Genomic DNA, 16,783 nt, shown 5'->3' with positions numbered 1-16,783 from the left:
CAACACTTTATAGAGATACGTTTAATTTGCCAAGCTGAGGAGGTAGCCGTTATGCAAGGCTGGAAAGATAAATATGCCTCTTATGTACACAAGCAGCAGCAGGCTTCTCCGCCGGAGCCGGCAGGACGTCCGCTCACAGGAAATCTGCAGGGAGATTTGCAGGAGCTGCTGGCCCGGCTTGGCGGTAACGGTGACCTCGTGGTCCGTAATTTCCAGCTTTTCGGAACGCATCAGGCCGCGATGATCTTCTTCTCTTCACTTGTAAATATGGAGCAGGTACGCGAGCATGTGCTGAAACCTTTGATGGCTCCGCCCGCCGGGCAGCAGGAAATTCCGGAACCCGTGGCTGACTTGATCCATTATATCTGGAGTACAGCCGTCCAAGTGACCCAGGGAAATACCGCCGCGGATATTTCCGAACTGCCGGAAGCCGCCGTGAAAGGTGAGCTGATCCTGCTGATCGAGGGTGTGCCGCAAGCCCTGCGCATGGAAATGCGCCAGATTGATATGCGCGGCGTAGAACAGCCGCAGACGGAGCAGGTGATCCGCGGGCCCCGTGAAGGTTACGTGGAGAAGCTGGAGAATAATCTCTCCCTCCTGCGCTACCGGCTCCAGAGCACAGATTTCCGGATTGAGATCAGTCCGATCGGAACCCGCACCCAGTCAAGGGTGGCACTCTGTTATATCGAGAGCATCGCGGACAGCGGACTCGTTGCCGAGGCGCTACGTAGAATCTCGATGATTGATACCGACGGAATTCTCGATGCCGGGTACATTGAGCAGTTCATCGAAGACCAGCCCTTATCTCCGTTCCCGCAGGTGCAGAGCACAGAGCGGCCGGACAAGACCGTTGCTGCTCTGCTGGAAGGGCGGGTGGCCCTCCTTGTCGACGGCTCTCCCTTTGCCCTGATCGTCCCGGCTCTGTTCAACCAGTTCTTTCAGACCGTGGATGACTACACGGAACGTTTCATTATGGGGAGCCTGATCCGCATCATCCGCCTGATCGCGCTGACTTTCTCACTTTTTTTCCCGGCGTTATATGTTTCTGTAATCTCGTTCAATCCTGAGTTAATGCCTACAGATTTCGCTGTGGCCATCTCGGGCGGAAGAGCGGGTGTACCGTTCCCCGCGGTTCTGGAGGTGCTGATCATGGAGGTATCCATGGAGGTGCTGCGTGAAGCTACGATCCGTCTGCCGCAGATGATCGGCGGTGCCTTATCCATTGTAGGCGTTCTCGTTATCGGCCAGGCGGCAGTAGGTGCCGGACTCGCCAGTCCGATTACCGTGGTGATTGTGGCGCTGACGACCATCGGCTCTTTTGCCACCCCCGCCTATAATGCTGCAATTGCCCTGCGGATGCTCAGATTTCCGCTGATTATACTGGCCGGAATGTTCGGTCTGTACGGTGTAATGATCGGTACGATTCTCATTCTGAACCATTTGCTGTTCCTGGAATCCTTCGGCGTTCCGTATATGTCCCCTTACATTCCCGGCAAATGGCGTGACCTGAAGGATACGCTGATCCGTGTGCCGCTGTGGTGGATGCGCCGGCGTCCGAGCTTCCTGCATACCAGGGATAACAACAGACTGCCCGGCAGTGTTCCTTCTATATATACAGATCAGATTCTCAGGCAGGAAGGTGAACCTAGTGAACAATCCCCGGCAGATCACAACGCTGCGCGCAGCAGCCGTGATCAGTAGCACAATTATCGGTGTCGGAATTCTGAGCTTCCCCCGCTATATGACAGCAGCCGGCAACAGCAGCGCTCCGTTCATCGCGGTTTGCGGTGTGGCTTTCTCTTTTATCAGCTACTGGCTGCTGGTTTCCCTGTGCCAGCGTTTCCCCCGGGAGTCCCTGTTCGTCTTCAGCCGCCGCCTGATCGGACGGCCGCTTGCCGCTGTCTTCACAGCAGTGCTATTGATCCTGTTCATTGTGTTGACCGGACTCACCGTACGCCAGTTTGGAGATGTTGCAACAACGGTACTGTATAAAAAAACTCCGATCGAAGCGACGATCTTCCTGATGCTGTTCGTATGCCTGCTCTCTTCAAGACGCAACATCGTTAAGTTCTCCTATATCCATTTCTTTTACCTTCCGCTGATTGTCGGCTCTATAGCATTCACGGTTCTGATCTCGCTGAAAAGTGTTGATCTGCTTAATCTGCAGCCTGTTCTAATGCCCCCCACCCCTGTATTCTGGAAAGGCGTGAGAGATGCCAGCTATCTGTTTCAGAGCTCCTTCGTAGTGGTATTACTTATCCCTTTCATGGAAAAGCCAAAACAGGCCGTCCGCGCGGGAGCCCTGGCTATCACTATGTCCGGCGCCGTCTATGTGCTGATTGTAATCGCCTCATTAGGGATGTTTGGTGCCGAGGAAACCAAGCTTCTGATCTACCCCACGCTGGAAATGGCCCGCTCGGCAGCATTTGGCGAAGGATTTCTGGAACGGCTGGATGCTATCTTCATAATTATATGGGTCATTTCCGTCTACACGACGGTATATACCACCTATTATATATCGGCTTATCTGCTGCAGAATCTGTTTGCCTTCCGCGACCAGCGGATGACTTCAAGCATGCTGCTGCCGCTGATGTTCATTATCTCCCTGATGCCTTCCAATGTATTCGAATCCTACCGGTGGTCCCTTCAACTGGGCGAGGCAGGAATGATTCTGATGTTCGGTTATCCGCTGCTCCTGTGGCTGATCTACCTGATCCGCCGCCTTACCGGGAAGGAGGCTTCCTCATGAACAAATGTCTTCCGCGTTCCCTCGCCCTATTCATCCTGCTGGCTGTCGCCGCCCCTCTGCTCAGCGGATGCTGGGATCAGGTTGAGATTGAAGACCGGGCACTTGTACTCGGTTTGTCCATTGACAAGGTGTCCGCAGAGGAGGCGCAACAGGAAGAGAAGGTCACCCATATCCGCAATGACAATCTGCCGGCAGAAATGATCACTGTCACCGCACAGATTGCTGTCCCCGGCAGAGTCCCCCTTGGCCCCGGCAGCGGCGGGAGTTCCAGCGACGGCAAGGTCAGCCCGGTATGGGTAGTCAGCGTACGCGGAATATCGCTCGACGATGCCATGAACAATCTGCAGCAGCAGATCGCCGATCCGCGTTATCTGGTTCATCTGCGGATCATTATCATCAGTGAGGATATCGCCCGGGGCAATCTCGAAGAACTCAATGATTATCTGCGTCGCAATCCTGAAATCCGGCGCAGAACCTGGCTGCTCGTATCCGAAGGCAGAGCTTCAGATTTCATGGATGTAAATCCGCCGCTGCAGCGCGTGCCTACGCTCTATATTTTATCCATGATGGAGAAATCGGTCTCCTCCGGGAAATTCCCGCGCGATTATATCGGCACCTTCTGGTCAGCCCATACCAAATGGGGGCAAAGCGCCTATCTCCCCTATGTCGCCCTGCGGAACAAAGATAATATCCTGATCAAGGGACTGGCCTATTTCAGCGGCGGCAAGCTGGTCAACAAGACTGAACCGATTGAAATCGGGGGATTTATGGCGATGCAGGGGATGGACCCCGGCGGATACTCCACTCTTTTCAAAACAAAGGAGCTGGGTATCGTCATGACCAAGATTAATGAGCGCTTTACCCGGACACGAAGCACCATTAAGAACGGCAAACCGCATTTGTCCTATCAGGTATTCCTCGAGGGCGATCTGGATGAGCATTACGGCAGCAACATTCCGGTTAACTCATCCGGTAAACTGCGTGAGATTGAACGGGATTTCGAGGAACAGATTCAGAGTGTGCTGACCGGACTGGTTAAGAAAACCCAGAAAGATCACTCCGATATTTTTGGCATGGGGGAAATGATCCGCAGTCACCATCCCGCTTACTGGAAGGAGCATATCCACGACAAAAGCGACTGGGAGAACCTGTACAGCAGCATTGACGTAGACATTAAGATGAGCCTTCATATCCGCAGAGTCGGACTTAAAGACCAGTAGCTGCGAGTAAGGCTGGCACTTGTTCAAAAAGGGGATGATCCGTATGGTGCGCGTGTTAGGAAGTACTGCAATGATTCTGTTAATCTCCGCCCTGCTGCTGCTCACTATTGACAGCCGTATTTACAGCAGCCGGGGATGGGGACGCGAGAAAAAATATGCTTTGGTTCTGGGCTGGACCTACAGCGTCATCTCCCTGGCTATCCTTATCGGGCTGGTGATTTATGTCTAGCTGTCCCGGCACCCTCCGTAGTATTTCTTCACGGCCCATGGTATATTGAGGAGTACAATATTACAGGACGGAGAATGAAGGCATGAATACAAGACGAAATCCCAAAGAGGGCTCCAAGCGGGGCGTGAAGCCCGCAGCAGCTTCCAAGGCACAGCCCAAATCAGGAACCAGAAATCAGGGGAACAAGACCCCTAACCATAAACCGGGCGCTAGATCCGGGGCACCTGCCAAAACAACGGCTCAGTTAAAATCTTATACGGTGTCCGAGCCCGCAGAGCTGCTGCCTTATCTGCTGAAGACAATTACGAACAAGGGCCGGAATGCGGTCAAATCCATGCTGTCCCGGGGACAGATTTCGGTGAACGGCAAGCCGGTAACCCAGCATAATCATCAGCTCCATCCCGGCCAGACCGTGACGATTGATCAGGAGAAGCATGCGGAAGCCAAAGAAATGCTCGGACTGACCATCGTCCATGAGGATGATGATATCATTGTCATTCAGAAGGATGCCGGACTGCTGTCGATTGCTACCGGAGAAGACAATGAACTGACGGCTTACCGCCAATTGATGGAGCATGTGCGTCTGACGAATCCGAAGAACCGCGTCTTTGTGGTCCACCGGCTGGACCGCGATACCTCTGGAGTCATGATGTTTGCCAAAAGCGAGCCGATTCAGCAGGCCCTGCAGAACAGCTGGAAAGAGACTGTCAAGGAACGTTCCTACGTAGCTCTGGTGGAAGGCGCAGTCAAGAAACCGGAAGGCACTATCAGTTCATGGCTGAAGGAGACCTCTACGCTGAAGATGTACTCCAGTCCGCATGAAGGGGACGGGCTGCACGCCGTAACCCGCTATAAGCTGATTCAGGCCAACCGGCATTTCTCCCTGCTGGAAGTGCATCTGGAGACCGGACGGAAGAACCAGATCCGTGTACACATGTCAGACATCGGGCATCCGATCGCCGGCGACAAGAAATACGGCGCAGAGACCAAAGCGGTGGGCCGTCTCGGCCTGCATGCCCGTGTGCTCTCGTTCGTTCATCCGACTACAGGAGAAGTCTTGACCTTTGAGAGTCCGATTCCAAAGACATTCCTGAAGTATACTGCACCTGCCCCGACGAACTGATTAAGTCTGTGGAATTTCCAGGTCAGATTCTAAAGTTCGAGTCCGCTCCAGACACTTTTATCCGCTATCCGCGTAATTATAAGCAAAATGAGAGGCATTTATGCCTCTCATTTGTCGTTGCGGGAATTCTCCCCGATTCATCCGCTTTCTGTGGCAGAGATCGGGCACCGTTCTATGAAATCCTGCACATAATACAACATTCCACTCCTCCTACCGGCCCAAAAACTACTATTGTTGTACAAATTGCAGCATTTCACCTTATTCAAGCGGCTCAGCAGGATTATTCTTGTATTTCATACAACAATCCTCGCAATCACCTGGCTATCCATCGATCAAAGTTGCAAAACGTACAACATTTATGTCTACATGGTCTCCATGCTTCCCACGAGACTCCACTCTGCCGCTAAAGAACAGCGGATTCACAGATATTTGCACCTCTCCCGCAATCATCCGGCTTAGATAAACTCCCCGATCTCCAGCAGCGGCGGATCGGTCTGCACGGAGTCGGGATACTTAATTCCCGCGCCTGTGTTCAGCACGACCACCCGGTCCTCCGGCTGGATCCAGCCGGACTGCGCCAGCTTGCGCGCGGCGGCGAAGGCGGCGGCACCTTCCGGGCAGATGAACGAGCCTTCCAGCCGGGCGATCTTCTCCTGCTCGGTGCTCATCTCTGCATCCGAGACAGCAATGGCGACGCCGTCCGTCTCATAGACGGCCTTCAGCACCAGGAAGTCGCCCAGCGCCTTAGGCACATTGATGCCGAAGGCGGCGGTGACGGAATCCGGCCAGAACTGCGAACGTTCGGCCTTCTCTTCCCAGGCCTTGACGATCGGTGCGCAGCCATCGGCCTGCACGGCAACCAGCCGCGGCAGCGGACCCTGCACCCAGCCGAGCTCCTGCAGCTCCTGCAGCGCTTTGTAAATGCCGATTAATCCGACTCCGCCTCCGGTAGGATACAGGATGACATCCGGCATTTCCCAGCCAAGCTGCTCGGCAATCTCCAGCCCCATCGTCTTCTTGCCTTCGATGCGGTAAGGCTCCTTCAGGGTGGAAGCATCATACAGTCCCTTATCCGCCACCTCCCGGGCCACGATCGCACCTGCGTCGCTGATCAGGCCGTTCACCAGATACAGCTTCGCGCCGGCAAGCGCCACTTCGCTGCGCGTAATCTTCGGTGCGTCCTGCGGCATCACAATCGTTGCCTCAATGCCAGCCCTCGCCGAATAGAGCGCCCATGCCGCTCCGGCATTGCCGTTCGTCGGCATAGCAAGCCCCGTTACGCCAAGCTCCTTCGCCTTGGACACACCAACCGCAGCCCCCCGCGCCTTGAAGCTGCCACTCGGCACCAGACTCTCATCCTTCATTAGCAAAGTAGAGATGCCATAATCTTCTCCGAGACGCGGCAGCGCAAGCAGCGGCGTCATTCCTTCCCCGAGAGTGACCACATGCTCCTTCTCCACTACCGGAAGCAGCTCATGGTACCGCCATAAGTCAGGATTCCGGTTGCTCAATTCTTCTTTCACCCACTCCGTCTTCAATCGTTCCAGATCATAACGCACCAGCAGCGGCGATCCGCATGTACAGAGCTGGCGCACGACCTCAGCGCTATAATGTTCTCCGCATTGCGGACACTCCAAATGTGATAAATAGCTGTAACTCATCCGGCACTCCCCATTCTATTATGGCTGTCAATCCATTTTAAACTTAGTATATAGGATTAGTCTGCTTAACACTATTACTAACCTGTGAAATCCTTTTTTCACCTAAAAAAGACACCCGCAGGGGTGCCCTTTAAGCTTTGCATCTAATCTCTTTCCTGCTCCTCAGACCTGATGCCGGAGCCGCACGGGCGATTTTACTCTACCTTGCCGCCTTCGACTACCAGCTCGTCAGTATAACCTTCTCCATAGACCTCATTTAATGTATCGTTATAGGCCTGATGAATGAACTTCTCTTTGCCCAAAGTCTCAAGCTCTGTATTGATCCAGTTCAGCAGCTCCGTATTGCCTTTGGCTACCGCTGGAGCAATCGTATCCTGACCACCAAACGCCGGGATGCTTACAGTGAAGCCGGGATTAGACTTCGCCCAGGCGATCAGCTCGGTGTTATCGTTGGCAATCGCCGCGCCGCGTCCGTCTTTAAGTGCTGCAAAGATCTCTGTGTACTGGTCAAATTTCAGCAGCTCAATGTCCGGGTACTCCTTGGTGAAGTAAGTTTCAGCCGTGGTTCCTTTGGCAACGATAAGCTTCTGGCCTTTCACCTTCAGCTGGTCAATCGAAGTAATCGGTGCACTGTCAGGAGATACGATCCCGAAGGACAGCTTCATATACGGATTGGCAAAATCCACTTTTTCTTTTCTTTCATCCGTAACGGTGAAGTTAGCCATAATGATATCTACTTTGTTCGACTCCAGGTAAGCAACGCGGCTCGCCGCATCTACCAGAACGAATTCTGCCTTGGATTCATCCCCGAGCAGATCCTTAGCAAATCTTTTGGCGATATATACATCAAATCCCTGGTTCTTGCCGTCAGCATCCACATATCCAAATGGCGGTTTATCCGCGAAAACACCTATCCGGACCTTGCCGTCCTTCTTCAGCTGTTCGATGGAAGCAAACTTGGAGGATGCCGATCCCGCACTATTCTCCTTGTTATCCGAATTACCGCAAGCGGTTAAGCCCACCAGCAATAAACCCGCTGCCATAAATGATACTGCCCATTTCATCCCTTTTCTCATTCCTCTTCATCCCCTGTTTTCTATGATTTTTAATACTGAAATATATCCAGAAAGTGCTGTGCACGCTCTGTCGCTGGTTGGGTGAAAAATTGCTGCGGCTCCGCGATCTCACAAATGCTGCCCTGATCCATAAATACGATCCGGTCACCTACAGACTTGGCAAAGCCCATTTCATGGGTCACGATAATCATCGTCATGCCCTGTTCGGCAAGCCCTAGAATAACATCCAGCACTTCGCGCACCATTTCAGGATCGAGCGAAGCTGTTACTTCATCGAATAACATGATCTCGGGGTTCATACATAACGCCCGTACAATCGCAATCCGCTGCTTCTGTCCTCCGGACAGCTGCCGGGGATAGGCATCCTTGCGGTCCAGCAGCCCCACCCTGTCCAGCAGCTGTTCTGCCTGCTGCCGCGCTTCTTTCGGCTCCCGCTTCTGCACCTTGAGAGGTCCGAGCAGAATGTTGTCCAGCACTGTCATATGCGGGAACAGCTCATAATTCTGAAACACCATCCCGATGCGCTGCCGCACTTCCCGCCAATTCACCTGCGGCCCGGCCAGATCCTGGCCGCTATAGCTGATTCTTCCGCCCTGCACAGGCTCCAGGCCGTTAAGACATCGCAGGAGCGTGCTTTTTCCGCAGCCGGACGGGCCGAGAATTACAGTTACTTCCCCTTTGACCACCTGCAGATCAATGCCGTTTAGCACCAGCCGTTCTCCGAAGCTTTTCTGCAGGCCTTGTACCTCCAGCAACAGTTCGCCGGTATTTGTCATGATTATCGTTCCTTCCTAACAGCTAGTTCTGCCATCTGCGTTCCACTCTCCGGGAAATACGGGACAACGGAAAACATACGGCAAAGTACAGGATAAAAATAAAGCCATACACCCAAAATGATGCCGTTGGCGCTTTGATCACCCCAAGCTCAATGATCTGCTGCCCGATCTTCACGACCTCTATGACTCCAATCAGTACAACGAGTGAGGTGGTCTTGATCATCCGTGTCGCCAGGTTAATTGCGCCAGGCACCATTCTGCGGATAGCCTGAGGAATAAGAATATACCGGTACAGCTGCACCCGGCTGAGTCCCAGCGCCGCACCCGATTCCTCCTGATGCTTCGGCATGGACTGCAGCGCCCCCCGCACAATGTCGCCAATCTCGGCCGCTCCCCACAGGCTGAACACCAGAATGGAGGTGGTCTCTCCACTAATGTCGATGTTTAATAGGGGCGTGAAGCTGAAATGCACAACGTAGAGCCAGACCAGGATCGGTATGATCCGGAAAGCCTCCAGGTACAACCGCAGCAATGCCTGCAGCAGCTTCACGTTCAGCGTCCGCAGCAGCCCCATCACTATGCCCAGTACCGTCCCGATCACAATGGAAACAAACGAAATTTCAATGGTAACCAGCAGACCACCGAGCAGACGCTCGAAGTTCGAGCCTTCAAACAGTACCTCAATCCCCGAATTCTGCATATCTTACCTTCCTTTCCAGCCAGCTCAGCACAACCGACAGAGGAAGCACCAGAATGAGATAAGCGGCTACCAGCAGCAGCAGGGATTCCGCTGTTTTGTAATGCATGCCGATCAGATCCTTCGCCACGTTCATCAGGTCCATTAAGGCGATCGCTCCGACAATGGAGGTTTCCTTGAGCAGGAAGATCACATTCGCTCCCAGTGAAGGAATGCTGATGGCAAAGGCCTGCGGAAGAATAACATACCTGGCAAGCTGGGTCCGGGATAATCCGATGCTAAGTCCCGACTCCACCTGTGTCCTGCTTACAGCTTCCATTCCGCCGCGGAAAGCCTCGGTCATATAACTTCCCCCCAGGAAGGTCAGCCCGACAATGGCACAGGTGACCTCGCTCATCCGAAGACCGACCTTAGGCAATCCATAGTATAGGAAGAACAGCTGTACCAGCAGCGGGGTATTCCTCGACAGCTCGATATAAGCTTGAATGATGAAGCTGATGCCCTTCACTTTGTAGTACAGGATAACGCTGAATATCAGGCCCAGCACCAGCGAGAACAGAATGGCCCAGAAGGCCAGCTTCAAGGTCAGCCACATCGCGTCACCATACAGCGGCAGGCTCTCGGCGATAAACTCCCAATCCAAATTCATAACCATTCACAACCCTTTGTCTGTAAATAAATATCCCCCGTGATCGCAGATAATACTAACTATTCAAATGTAAAAACCCCACTTTATGGGCGGCTTAAGACGCCTTTGGATTTTAGGGAGCAAATATGATTGCCCTATGTACAATTCTGCCAAACTATTTAAAATTCTTACAAAAACCTCACATGCTGTGGTAATCATCTTATTCACATAATGCCTACTTGTCAACTATGTTTTCTTAATTTTTACTCTTTTCCGCATCATGGTACAATACAGAGAAACGTGAGAAGGTGCCGCTCTTGTTCCATCCTACTGTCTTTGACAATATTAAAATTGCTTTTGAGAACCAGATCTACGACTATGATAATCTGGATGGAATCCTTGTCGTGACGGACCGGTCGGATTTGCTGAACCTCGCACTGATGTCACGGGAATTCAGTCTCGCGTTCAAATTGACTGAAGGCAATAATGTAACCTCCGAAATTATGCTGCAATCCACGGTGAAGGATCTGGGCGACGAAATTCTGGAAACACCGGGGAGCGATCCCGGCTGCACTCTTCTATTACGCTTTTATATGGAGATTGATGATGTGAACGTGCAGTGTCCGGCTATTGAGAAGATTCTGTCTACGATCTGGGGGCCGGATTTCCAGCCTGTCCAGTCCCTCAGCTTCAGCTACGGCCAGGAAGGCGATACGTACAATAACTGCATCGAATTGCAATTCAAACGACAAATCACCGAAGAACAGATGGAAGATATTCCGAACCTTTTGAAGTTCCTGCTGCAAAGTGCCGGGGAACTGGAGGAGGTATAATTCTTAGGGCGGGGTGAACTGCATATGAACTTTCTGCCTCCTGCAAGGACGGGCCGCTGGCTCTGGTGGTCTATCAGTTACGCGCTGATTGTGTGGCTGCTGCTGGTTCTGCACCGGTTCGTGCTGCTCGGCGAGGGCTTCGATCTTCTGATTCTACTGCGCTGGGCTGCTCTTTCCATCGTGCTCTCCGGCATTATTAACAGCTTCGGCTGGTATGGCGCCAGGCTGGTATGGGTCTTCTCGACCGCAGGAATTGTGCTCGGGATCAGCCTGATGCTCATCTACACTTCCCGTGACATGTCGGGCTGGGAGGATCTTGCGGGCTTTCTGTCTTTTCTCTTGTTCACAGCGGGTGGTTTCGTCCTGGGTTTAATTGTGGAAGGCAGCAGACTGCTGGTTCAATATTTGCGCAGACGCTGATCTGGAAGCTGTCCTTTGCCGGACTACACCCAATACAGGATTACAAGAGGAGCTGATGACCCTGATGTCCAATTCCTTGCTGACCAAGAATGCACTAGCGCATTCCCTGAAAGACCTGATGGCACATATTCCGCTGAACAAAATCTCCGTCAAGCACCTGGTCGACGACTGCGGTGTGAACCGGCAGACCTTTTATTATCATTTTCAGGATATCTTCGACCTCCTGGGCTGGATCTACAAGACGGAGGCGGTAGAGAGCATTGCACAGTACCGCAGCTACAGCACGTGGACGGACGGGTTTTACCGGATTTTCTGCTATATCGAGAGCAACAAGGCTTTCTGCTGCAATACACTGGATTCCCTGGGACGGGCGCATCTTGATGCTTATCTGTATGAGGTCACGAATGATCTGATTATGGGTGTCATCAACGAGCTGGCCGCCGGGCTGGAGGTCAGGCTGGAGGATAAGCAATTTATCGCTAACTTCTACACGCTGGCCTTCACCGGACTTGTGATTCAGTGGATGCGGGACGGCATGAAGGATCAGCCGAAGCATATGATTGAGAAGCTCAGCGTGCTGATCGAAGGGAACTTCCTCAAGGCGCTGCATAAATACGAACAGACGACGTCGTAACCTCCGGGTTGCGGCTTTTTTAATGAAATAATATGTTTCGGGGGTATTTCCCTGTCCAAAAACTATACACTTTGCACCATATGACCAAATTTTATACACTCGCGGACTTTTGATGATACCTTCCATAACGGGCCTATATTACACTCGGGTCAGGTACAGCAATCAAGCAAACCTATGGAGGCGACAATCAGTGAAAAAAGAGTACGGTAACGAGCAGGTGTATTTTGTCGGCGGCGGAATTGCATCACTTGCGGGTGCGGCATACCTCGTCAGAGACTGTGGTTTTCCCGGACAGAACATTCACATTATTGAAGAGATGAAGATCCTCGGCGGCAGCAATGACGGTGCAGGCAGTGAAGAGCACGGCTATGTGATCCGCGGCGGCCGGATGCTCAACGACGAAACTTATGAGAACTTATGGGAACTTCTAAATACAATTCCATCCATCGATCAGCCGGGGTTGACGCTGCGGGAAGAAATCACCCAGTTCGATGATGCCAATCCAACCCGCTCCAAGGCCCGCCTGGTCGACAGCAAGGGTGAGATTCAGGACGTCAATTCGATGGGCTTCGATATGGCTGACCGCCTGGCCCTGGGCAAGCTGATCATTACTCCGGAGGCCAAAATGGGTAAAGCACGGATCAACGACTGGTTCGGACCGCATTTCTTCACCACCAACTTCTGGTACATGTGGGCGACCACCTTCGCCTTCCAGCCTTGGCATAGTGCGGTGGAGCTGAAACGCTATATGATCCGCTTCATTCATGAATTCCCGAGAATTCAAACGCTCGAAGGTGTAACCCGCACCCCTTACAATCAATACGACTCGATTATTCTGCCGCTGCACCAGTATCTGGAGCCGTTCGGCGTAGATTTCACGCTAAAATGTACGGTAACTGATCTGGAATTCAAAGAAGGCGACGGCATTACGGTTACGAAAATGAAGGTCGTCCGCCAAGGGGTGGAAGACGTAATTGAGATTAACGAAGGCGACCGTGTGATTATCACAAACGGATCGATGACCGAAGGCTCCAGCCTCGGATCGATGACCTCGGCGCCGCGCCTGAACGGCAAAGGCAGCTCATGGAAGCTGTGGGAGAACATCGCCGCCAAGAAGCCGGGTCTCGGCAATCCTTCGTCCTTCGACGATCATGTGGACGAGTCCAAATGGGAATCCTTCACGGTCACCTTCCAGGACTCGAAGTTCTTCGACCTGATGGAAGACTTCACCCGCAACCGGGCGGGTACCGGCGCACTCGTGACCTTCAAGGACTCCAGCTGGCTGATGTCCGTCGTCCTGGCCTTCCAGCCGCATTTCCGCAACCAGCCGGAACACGTCAAAGTATTTTGGGGTTACGGACTGTATCCGGACAAAGTCGGCGATTATGTGCACAAGAAAATGTGCGACTGTACCGGCGAAGAGATCATGCAGGAGCTGATTGGCCATCTCCATTTCGAGGCGCATAAGGAAGAAATCATGGCTACCGCCAACTGCATCCCTTGTATGATGCCGTACATCACATCCCAGTTCATGCCGCGGTTGAACAGCGACCGGCCGCAGGTTGTGCCTGAAGGCTCCACCAACCTTGCCTTTGTCGGCCAATACTGCGAAATCCCGGACGATGTGGTCTTCACGGAAGAATATTCGGTCCGTGCAGCCAGAATTGCCGTCTACACCCTGTTCGGCATAAACCGTCCGGTCGAGCCGATCAAGGAATACCAGCATGATGTGCGCACGCTGTTATCGAGCCTGGTGACTTCGTTCAGATAACAGACTCGCCGAGTGTCCGGGGTTGCTGGCCGGACAGGGAAGCGGGCTGCTGCCGGTGATGCCGGGTGAAAGCTGACTGATCTGCACATCTTACAATCGAAATAAGCCGCTGCATGGAAATTCCATGCAGCGGCTTATTTATGTGCTGCCGTGTTGTTAGCCTGGCGGGCAGCTTGCTGCAATCCGCAGCGGGCCGGATAGCTGCTGGAATCTAAGCCATGCGGACACCAGAGCTCTTAATTCGTGAAAAGCTGCCGTTCGCAGCGGCGTAACGGACACCAGCGATCTTATTTACCGGAAATGCTGTGCTTTTGCCCGGCTTGGGCGCTCTATTTACTGCGGACGCAGGATCCAGCCTAGCTCACAAGACTCCTCCTCAGATGCTGCAGGAGTCGTCATCACAGCCGTCAGCATCTGCTGCCTTGGACTGCGGCTTGCCGACTACCTGAAGCACAGGAGTATTCTGCTCTTCAGCCCATACGGTGTCCAGAACTTCAGTGAATACCGGACCCGGCTGTGCGCCGGACACCGCGTATTTGTTGTTGAAGACGAAGAACGGCACGCCGGTGATATTCAGCAGCCGGGCCGCATCAATATCTGCATTCACCTGATCACGATAAGCATCGCTCTCCAGCACCGCAGTAACTTCAGCCTGATCGAGTCCGACCTCTGCGGCCAGCTCAGCCAGCACCTTGCGGTCACCGAGATTCAGCGAATCGGTGAAATAGGCACGCAGCAGCCGTTCGGTCATTTGTGGGGCTTTTCCCTTGGTAGCAGCGAAATGGCTTAAGCGGTGGCCGTCAAACGTATTGGTCGACTGGACCGTATCAAAGTTGAACTCAAGGCCTACACCCTGCGCCTGTTCGGCAAGCTGCGCATTCGTAGCTTTAGCCTTGTCACGGGTCATGCCATATTTGGCAGCCAGAATCTCGTGAATATCTCTCGTTTCATCGGTGCGCGCATTCGGATCCAGCTGGAAGCTGCGGAATACGACCTCTACCTTGTCACGGTCCGGGAATTGGCTCAGCGCGTGCTCCAGCCGTCTTTTGCCGATATAACAGAACGGGCAGGCATAATCAGACCATATATCTATTCTCACGGGAATTCCTCCTGAAATGTAATGGATGCAAAAAATGCAATACTATAAATTGACGTTTCGCATGTCACTTACTATTATATAGTTAAAAACCGAAAATTACAAACAAACTTTCTGCCGGGACAGCAAATGGCGTTCTGCCCATGCTCACGGATCATTCCGTTATTTAGAAAGTGATTAGAAGACAGGTTTATATAGTGGAGATGAGCGGCATTTTCAAGAGGGGGAGGGCGGATAATACGCAGATCGGTTATGTACCGCGCTTACGGCGTAGCTATTTATGTATTCACTTGCTCAGTATATCGGCGATATGCTGATGGAGAAACTCCGGCGCTGAAACACGGCGCCAGCTATTCCATAAGTTGCCCTGCTCCGCACCAAGCTGCTTTTGATGCGGTGTGCAGGGCACTTATGCCGCTGTTCTTAGGCCTATCCTCAGTCGCAACTGTTCAGGCAATAAGCCCCCTTTACAAAGGGGCCGTTAATTCCGGAGCATACCCGTCACCGAAGAGCGGTGCGGACGGATCAAGCCCCAAACTCTCCTGCAGCAGATTGTAGAGTCGGGCTCCGATGATCTCCTCAGAATAATCGGAGCGGACGATCTGCAGCGCAGCTGCCCCCATCTCCCTGCACATATCCGGATTCACGAGCAGCCGGTCAAGAGACGCAGCAAGTTCATCCGGACTAAGCCCCTCTGCGAGCAGTCCACTCTCCCCGTGACGCACCAGGCCTCTGACCCCCATCACATTAAAAGCGACTGTCGGGAGACCGCATGCCCCGGCTTCCAGGATAACCAGCGGCAGCCCTTCATAACGCGAAGGCAGCACAAACAGCTCGGAGACGCTGTAATAGCTGGCCAGCATATCCTTATTGCGGATGGTGCCAAGCATAATGAAGCGGTCCTCCAGTCCTTTGGCCCGAATCAGGTCCTTCAGACTCTGTTCATCCGGCCCGCCGCCGGCAACCAGAATCCGGAGATCCGGATGCTGCTTCAGCTGCTCTACAGCCTGCACCAGCAGCGAATGCCCTTTCTGATGCTCAAACAGCCGTCCGACGGTAATGATATATCTGCAGCCGGGGTCCAGTCCCAGTGCCGCCAGCGCCTCATTCTTATCCCGGCGGTAAAAGATTTCCGAGTTTACGAAATTCGGCAGCAGCCTGATCCTCCCCTCCAGATGCGGAAAGTGGCGCACCATGCTCTTCTGCTCATCTTCATTAAGTGTAGTCATGAATGCTGCCTTATGAAGCGTATGCTTCTTGATCGGCAGAATCCACTTATGTATACTGCCCCCGTGATAAGCGGCAATGATCGGGATGTTCAGCTTCTTCGCAGCTGCTGCCAGGCGCTCAAAGCGTCCGGAAGCATATTCCTGGGCATAGATCAGGCTGATTCCGTCCCCGCGCAGAATATCACACAGGTCTCTCTGAATCGTGGATACATATTGGGAGACAAATTTGCCGATCGGTGTCCGGTGGGATAAGGGAATGACCGAATACCACTTATACAGCATGCCGACCGGGATAAACTTAATCGTACAATCCACGATTCCATGCTGATAGGTGCGGACCTCACTCCCGGTTCTGGTGAAATTGTAGATGGTTGTGCGGATTCCCTTAGTTTGCAGAAGACGCGCATAGTCGAAAGAAAAATCGTTATGATACGAATGTACATATTCCTCTTCACTGAGACCCAGACCCTTTACGAAGAAATCTTCAAAGTAATTGGTATGCATAAAGATTCCGACATGCATAACGTCCCCTCCTAAAAGTTTTGTAAGCGTTGCTTCTTCAGATGTTACTTCGTACAAAACTAGCTTCGGAAGCTTACGCTTAAGTTTTGTAAGCATATACATTCTGAAATTAATACTAT

The 16,783-nt window shown here is 52.7% G+C and carries 16 protein-coding genes; 9 read left to right on the top strand and 7 right to left on the bottom strand.

All coding sequences use genetic code 11. The features are described 5' to 3' along the window. The first annotated feature begins 51 nt into the window (after positions 1 to 51). The 5 genes from PBOR_RS07320 to PBOR_RS07305 all read left to right on the top strand — a co-directional run bounded on the left by PBOR_RS07320 (position 52) and on the right by PBOR_RS07305 (position 5,321). Positions 52 to 1,701: a spore germination protein gene (locus PBOR_RS07320; RefSeq protein WP_081971945.1), complete on the top strand. Its 1,650-nt coding sequence runs from the start codon at positions 52 to 54 to the stop codon at positions 1,699 to 1,701. Beyond that, positions 1,649 to 2,749 (top strand): GerAB/ArcD/ProY family transporter, encoded by a 1,101-nt coding sequence (locus PBOR_RS07315; protein WP_042211106.1) that lies wholly within the window; start codon positions 1,649 to 1,651, stop codon positions 2,747 to 2,749. Before PBOR_RS07320 ends, PBOR_RS07315 begins: the two co-directional genes overlap by 53 nt. Then, on the top strand, positions 2,746 to 3,969 hold the full coding sequence (locus PBOR_RS07310) for a Ger(x)C family spore germination protein (RefSeq protein ID WP_042211105.1): 1,224 nt from the start codon (positions 2,746 to 2,748) through the stop codon (positions 3,967 to 3,969). The genes PBOR_RS07315 and PBOR_RS07310 overlap by 4 nt, the downstream gene beginning before the upstream one ends. 43 nt (positions 3,970 to 4,012) lie before the next feature. Continuing rightward, the gene (locus PBOR_RS36860) at positions 4,013 to 4,198 is read left to right on the top strand and encodes a CLC_0170 family protein (protein ID WP_157763993.1); all 186 of its coding nucleotides are present in this window, start codon (positions 4,013 to 4,015) and stop codon (positions 4,196 to 4,198) included. A gap of 82 nt (positions 4,199 to 4,280) precedes the next feature. Next, complete coding sequence (locus tag PBOR_RS07305; RefSeq protein ID WP_081971943.1) at positions 4,281 to 5,321, top strand: RluA family pseudouridine synthase; 1,041 nt, start codon at positions 4,281 to 4,283, stop codon at positions 5,319 to 5,321. 455 nt (positions 5,322 to 5,776) lie between these two features. Here PBOR_RS07305 and PBOR_RS07300 read toward each other — a convergent pair whose 3' ends face one another. The 5 genes from PBOR_RS07300 to PBOR_RS07280 form a co-directional block, all read right to left on the bottom strand. Then, positions 5,777 to 6,982: a threonine synthase gene (locus PBOR_RS07300; RefSeq protein ID WP_042211104.1), complete on the bottom strand. Its 1,206-nt coding sequence runs from the start codon at positions 6,980 to 6,982 to the stop codon at positions 5,777 to 5,779. Between the two features lie 194 nt (positions 6,983 to 7,176). Then, positions 7,177 to 8,058 carry a transporter substrate-binding domain-containing protein gene (locus PBOR_RS07295; RefSeq protein WP_042211103.1) on the bottom strand — a complete coding sequence of 294 codons (882 nt, stop codon included), beginning with the start codon at positions 8,056 to 8,058 and terminating at the stop codon, positions 7,177 to 7,179. Positions 8,059 to 8,087: 29 nt separating this feature from the next. Next, a complete protein-coding gene (locus PBOR_RS07290; RefSeq protein ID WP_042211102.1) occupies positions 8,088 to 8,834 on the bottom strand; it encodes an amino acid ABC transporter ATP-binding protein in 747 nt (248 codons plus the stop codon). 22 nt (positions 8,835 to 8,856) lie between these two features. Next, complete coding sequence (locus PBOR_RS07285; RefSeq protein ID WP_042211101.1) at positions 8,857 to 9,534, bottom strand: amino acid ABC transporter permease; 678 nt, start codon at positions 9,532 to 9,534, stop codon at positions 8,857 to 8,859. Further along, positions 9,515 to 10,180: an amino acid ABC transporter permease gene (locus PBOR_RS07280; RefSeq protein WP_042219065.1), complete on the bottom strand. Its 666-nt coding sequence runs from the start codon at positions 10,178 to 10,180 to the stop codon at positions 9,515 to 9,517. Before PBOR_RS07280 ends, PBOR_RS07285 begins: the two co-directional genes overlap by 20 nt. A 296-nt stretch (positions 10,181 to 10,476) precedes the next feature. Here PBOR_RS07280 and PBOR_RS07275 point away from each other — a divergent pair, with 296 nt between their 5' ends. The 4 genes from PBOR_RS07275 (at position 10,477) to PBOR_RS07260 (ending at position 13,817) form a co-directional block, all read left to right on the top strand. Continuing rightward, the gene (locus PBOR_RS07275; protein ID WP_042211100.1) at positions 10,477 to 10,992 is read left to right on the top strand and encodes a hypothetical protein; all 516 of its coding nucleotides are present in this window, start codon (positions 10,477 to 10,479) and stop codon (positions 10,990 to 10,992) included. Positions 10,993 to 11,016: 24 nt separating this feature from the next. Next, a complete protein-coding gene (locus PBOR_RS07270) occupies positions 11,017 to 11,412 on the top strand; it encodes a hypothetical protein (protein ID WP_042211099.1) in 396 nt (131 codons plus the stop codon). A gap of 64 nt (positions 11,413 to 11,476) precedes the next feature. Beyond that, the gene (locus PBOR_RS07265; RefSeq protein ID WP_042219063.1) at positions 11,477 to 12,046 is read left to right on the top strand and encodes a TetR-like C-terminal domain-containing protein; all 570 of its coding nucleotides are present in this window, start codon (positions 11,477 to 11,479) and stop codon (positions 12,044 to 12,046) included. Between the two features lie 124 nt (positions 12,047 to 12,170). Then, complete coding sequence (locus PBOR_RS07260; RefSeq protein WP_425415531.1) at positions 12,171 to 13,817, top strand: oleate hydratase; 1,647 nt, start codon at positions 12,171 to 12,173, stop codon at positions 13,815 to 13,817. A gap of 376 nt (positions 13,818 to 14,193) precedes the next feature. On the opposite strand, the gene PBOR_RS07255 is transcribed toward PBOR_RS07260, so the two are convergent. Next, a complete protein-coding gene (locus tag PBOR_RS07255; RefSeq protein ID WP_042211097.1) occupies positions 14,194 to 14,916 on the bottom strand; it encodes a DsbA family oxidoreductase in 723 nt (240 codons plus the stop codon). Between the two features lie 464 nt (positions 14,917 to 15,380). Then, on the bottom strand, positions 15,381 to 16,664 hold the full coding sequence (locus PBOR_RS07250; protein ID WP_042211096.1) for a glycosyltransferase family 4 protein: 1,284 nt from the start codon (positions 16,662 to 16,664) through the stop codon (positions 15,381 to 15,383). Between the last annotated feature and the right edge of the window lie 119 nt (positions 16,665 to 16,783).

Origin of the sequence: Paenibacillus borealis (genome assembly GCF_000758665.1) — a bacterium.
Lineage (GTDB): Bacteria > Bacillota > Bacilli > Paenibacillales > Paenibacillaceae > Paenibacillus_AQ > Paenibacillus_AQ borealis.
The sequence above is the reverse complement of the archived record's forward strand: the minus strand, read 5'-3'. Positions and strand labels throughout refer to the sequence as shown.

What these genes read in the sequence shown, in the direction of transcription:
- PBOR_RS07290 (WP_042211102.1), bottom strand. Translation starts at nt 8,834, where the DNA reads ATGACAAATACCGGCGAACTGTTGCTGGAGGTACAAGGCCTGCAGAAA.
- PBOR_RS36860 (WP_157763993.1), top strand. Translation starts at nt 4,013, where the DNA reads ATGGTGCGCGTGTTAGGAAGTACTGCAATGATTCTGTTAATCTCCGCC.
- PBOR_RS07305 (WP_081971943.1), top strand. Translation starts at nt 4,281, where the DNA reads ATGAATACAAGACGAAATCCCAAAGAGGGCTCCAAGCGGGGCGTGAAG.
- PBOR_RS07320 (WP_081971945.1), top strand. Translation starts at nt 52, where the DNA reads ATGCAAGGCTGGAAAGATAAATATGCCTCTTATGTACACAAGCAGCAG.
- PBOR_RS07280 (WP_042219065.1), bottom strand. Translation starts at nt 10,180, where the DNA reads ATGAATTTGGATTGGGAGTTTATCGCCGAGAGCCTGCCGCTGTATGGT.
- PBOR_RS07300 (WP_042211104.1), bottom strand. Translation starts at nt 6,982, where the DNA reads ATGAGTTACAGCTATTTATCACATTTGGAGTGTCCGCAATGCGGAGAA.
- PBOR_RS07285 (WP_042211101.1), bottom strand. Translation starts at nt 9,534, where the DNA reads ATGCAGAATTCGGGGATTGAGGTACTGTTTGAAGGCTCGAACTTCGAG.
- PBOR_RS07250 (WP_042211096.1), bottom strand. Translation starts at nt 16,664, where the DNA reads ATGCATGTCGGAATCTTTATGCATACCAATTACTTTGAAGATTTCTTC.
- PBOR_RS07295 (WP_042211103.1), bottom strand. Translation starts at nt 8,058, where the DNA reads ATGAGAAAAGGGATGAAATGGGCAGTATCATTTATGGCAGCGGGTTTA.
- PBOR_RS07265 (WP_042219063.1), top strand. Translation starts at nt 11,477, where the DNA reads ATGTCCAATTCCTTGCTGACCAAGAATGCACTAGCGCATTCCCTGAAA.
- PBOR_RS07310 (WP_042211105.1), top strand. Translation starts at nt 2,746, where the DNA reads ATGAACAAATGTCTTCCGCGTTCCCTCGCCCTATTCATCCTGCTGGCT.
- PBOR_RS07270 (WP_042211099.1), top strand. Translation starts at nt 11,017, where the DNA reads ATGAACTTTCTGCCTCCTGCAAGGACGGGCCGCTGGCTCTGGTGGTCT.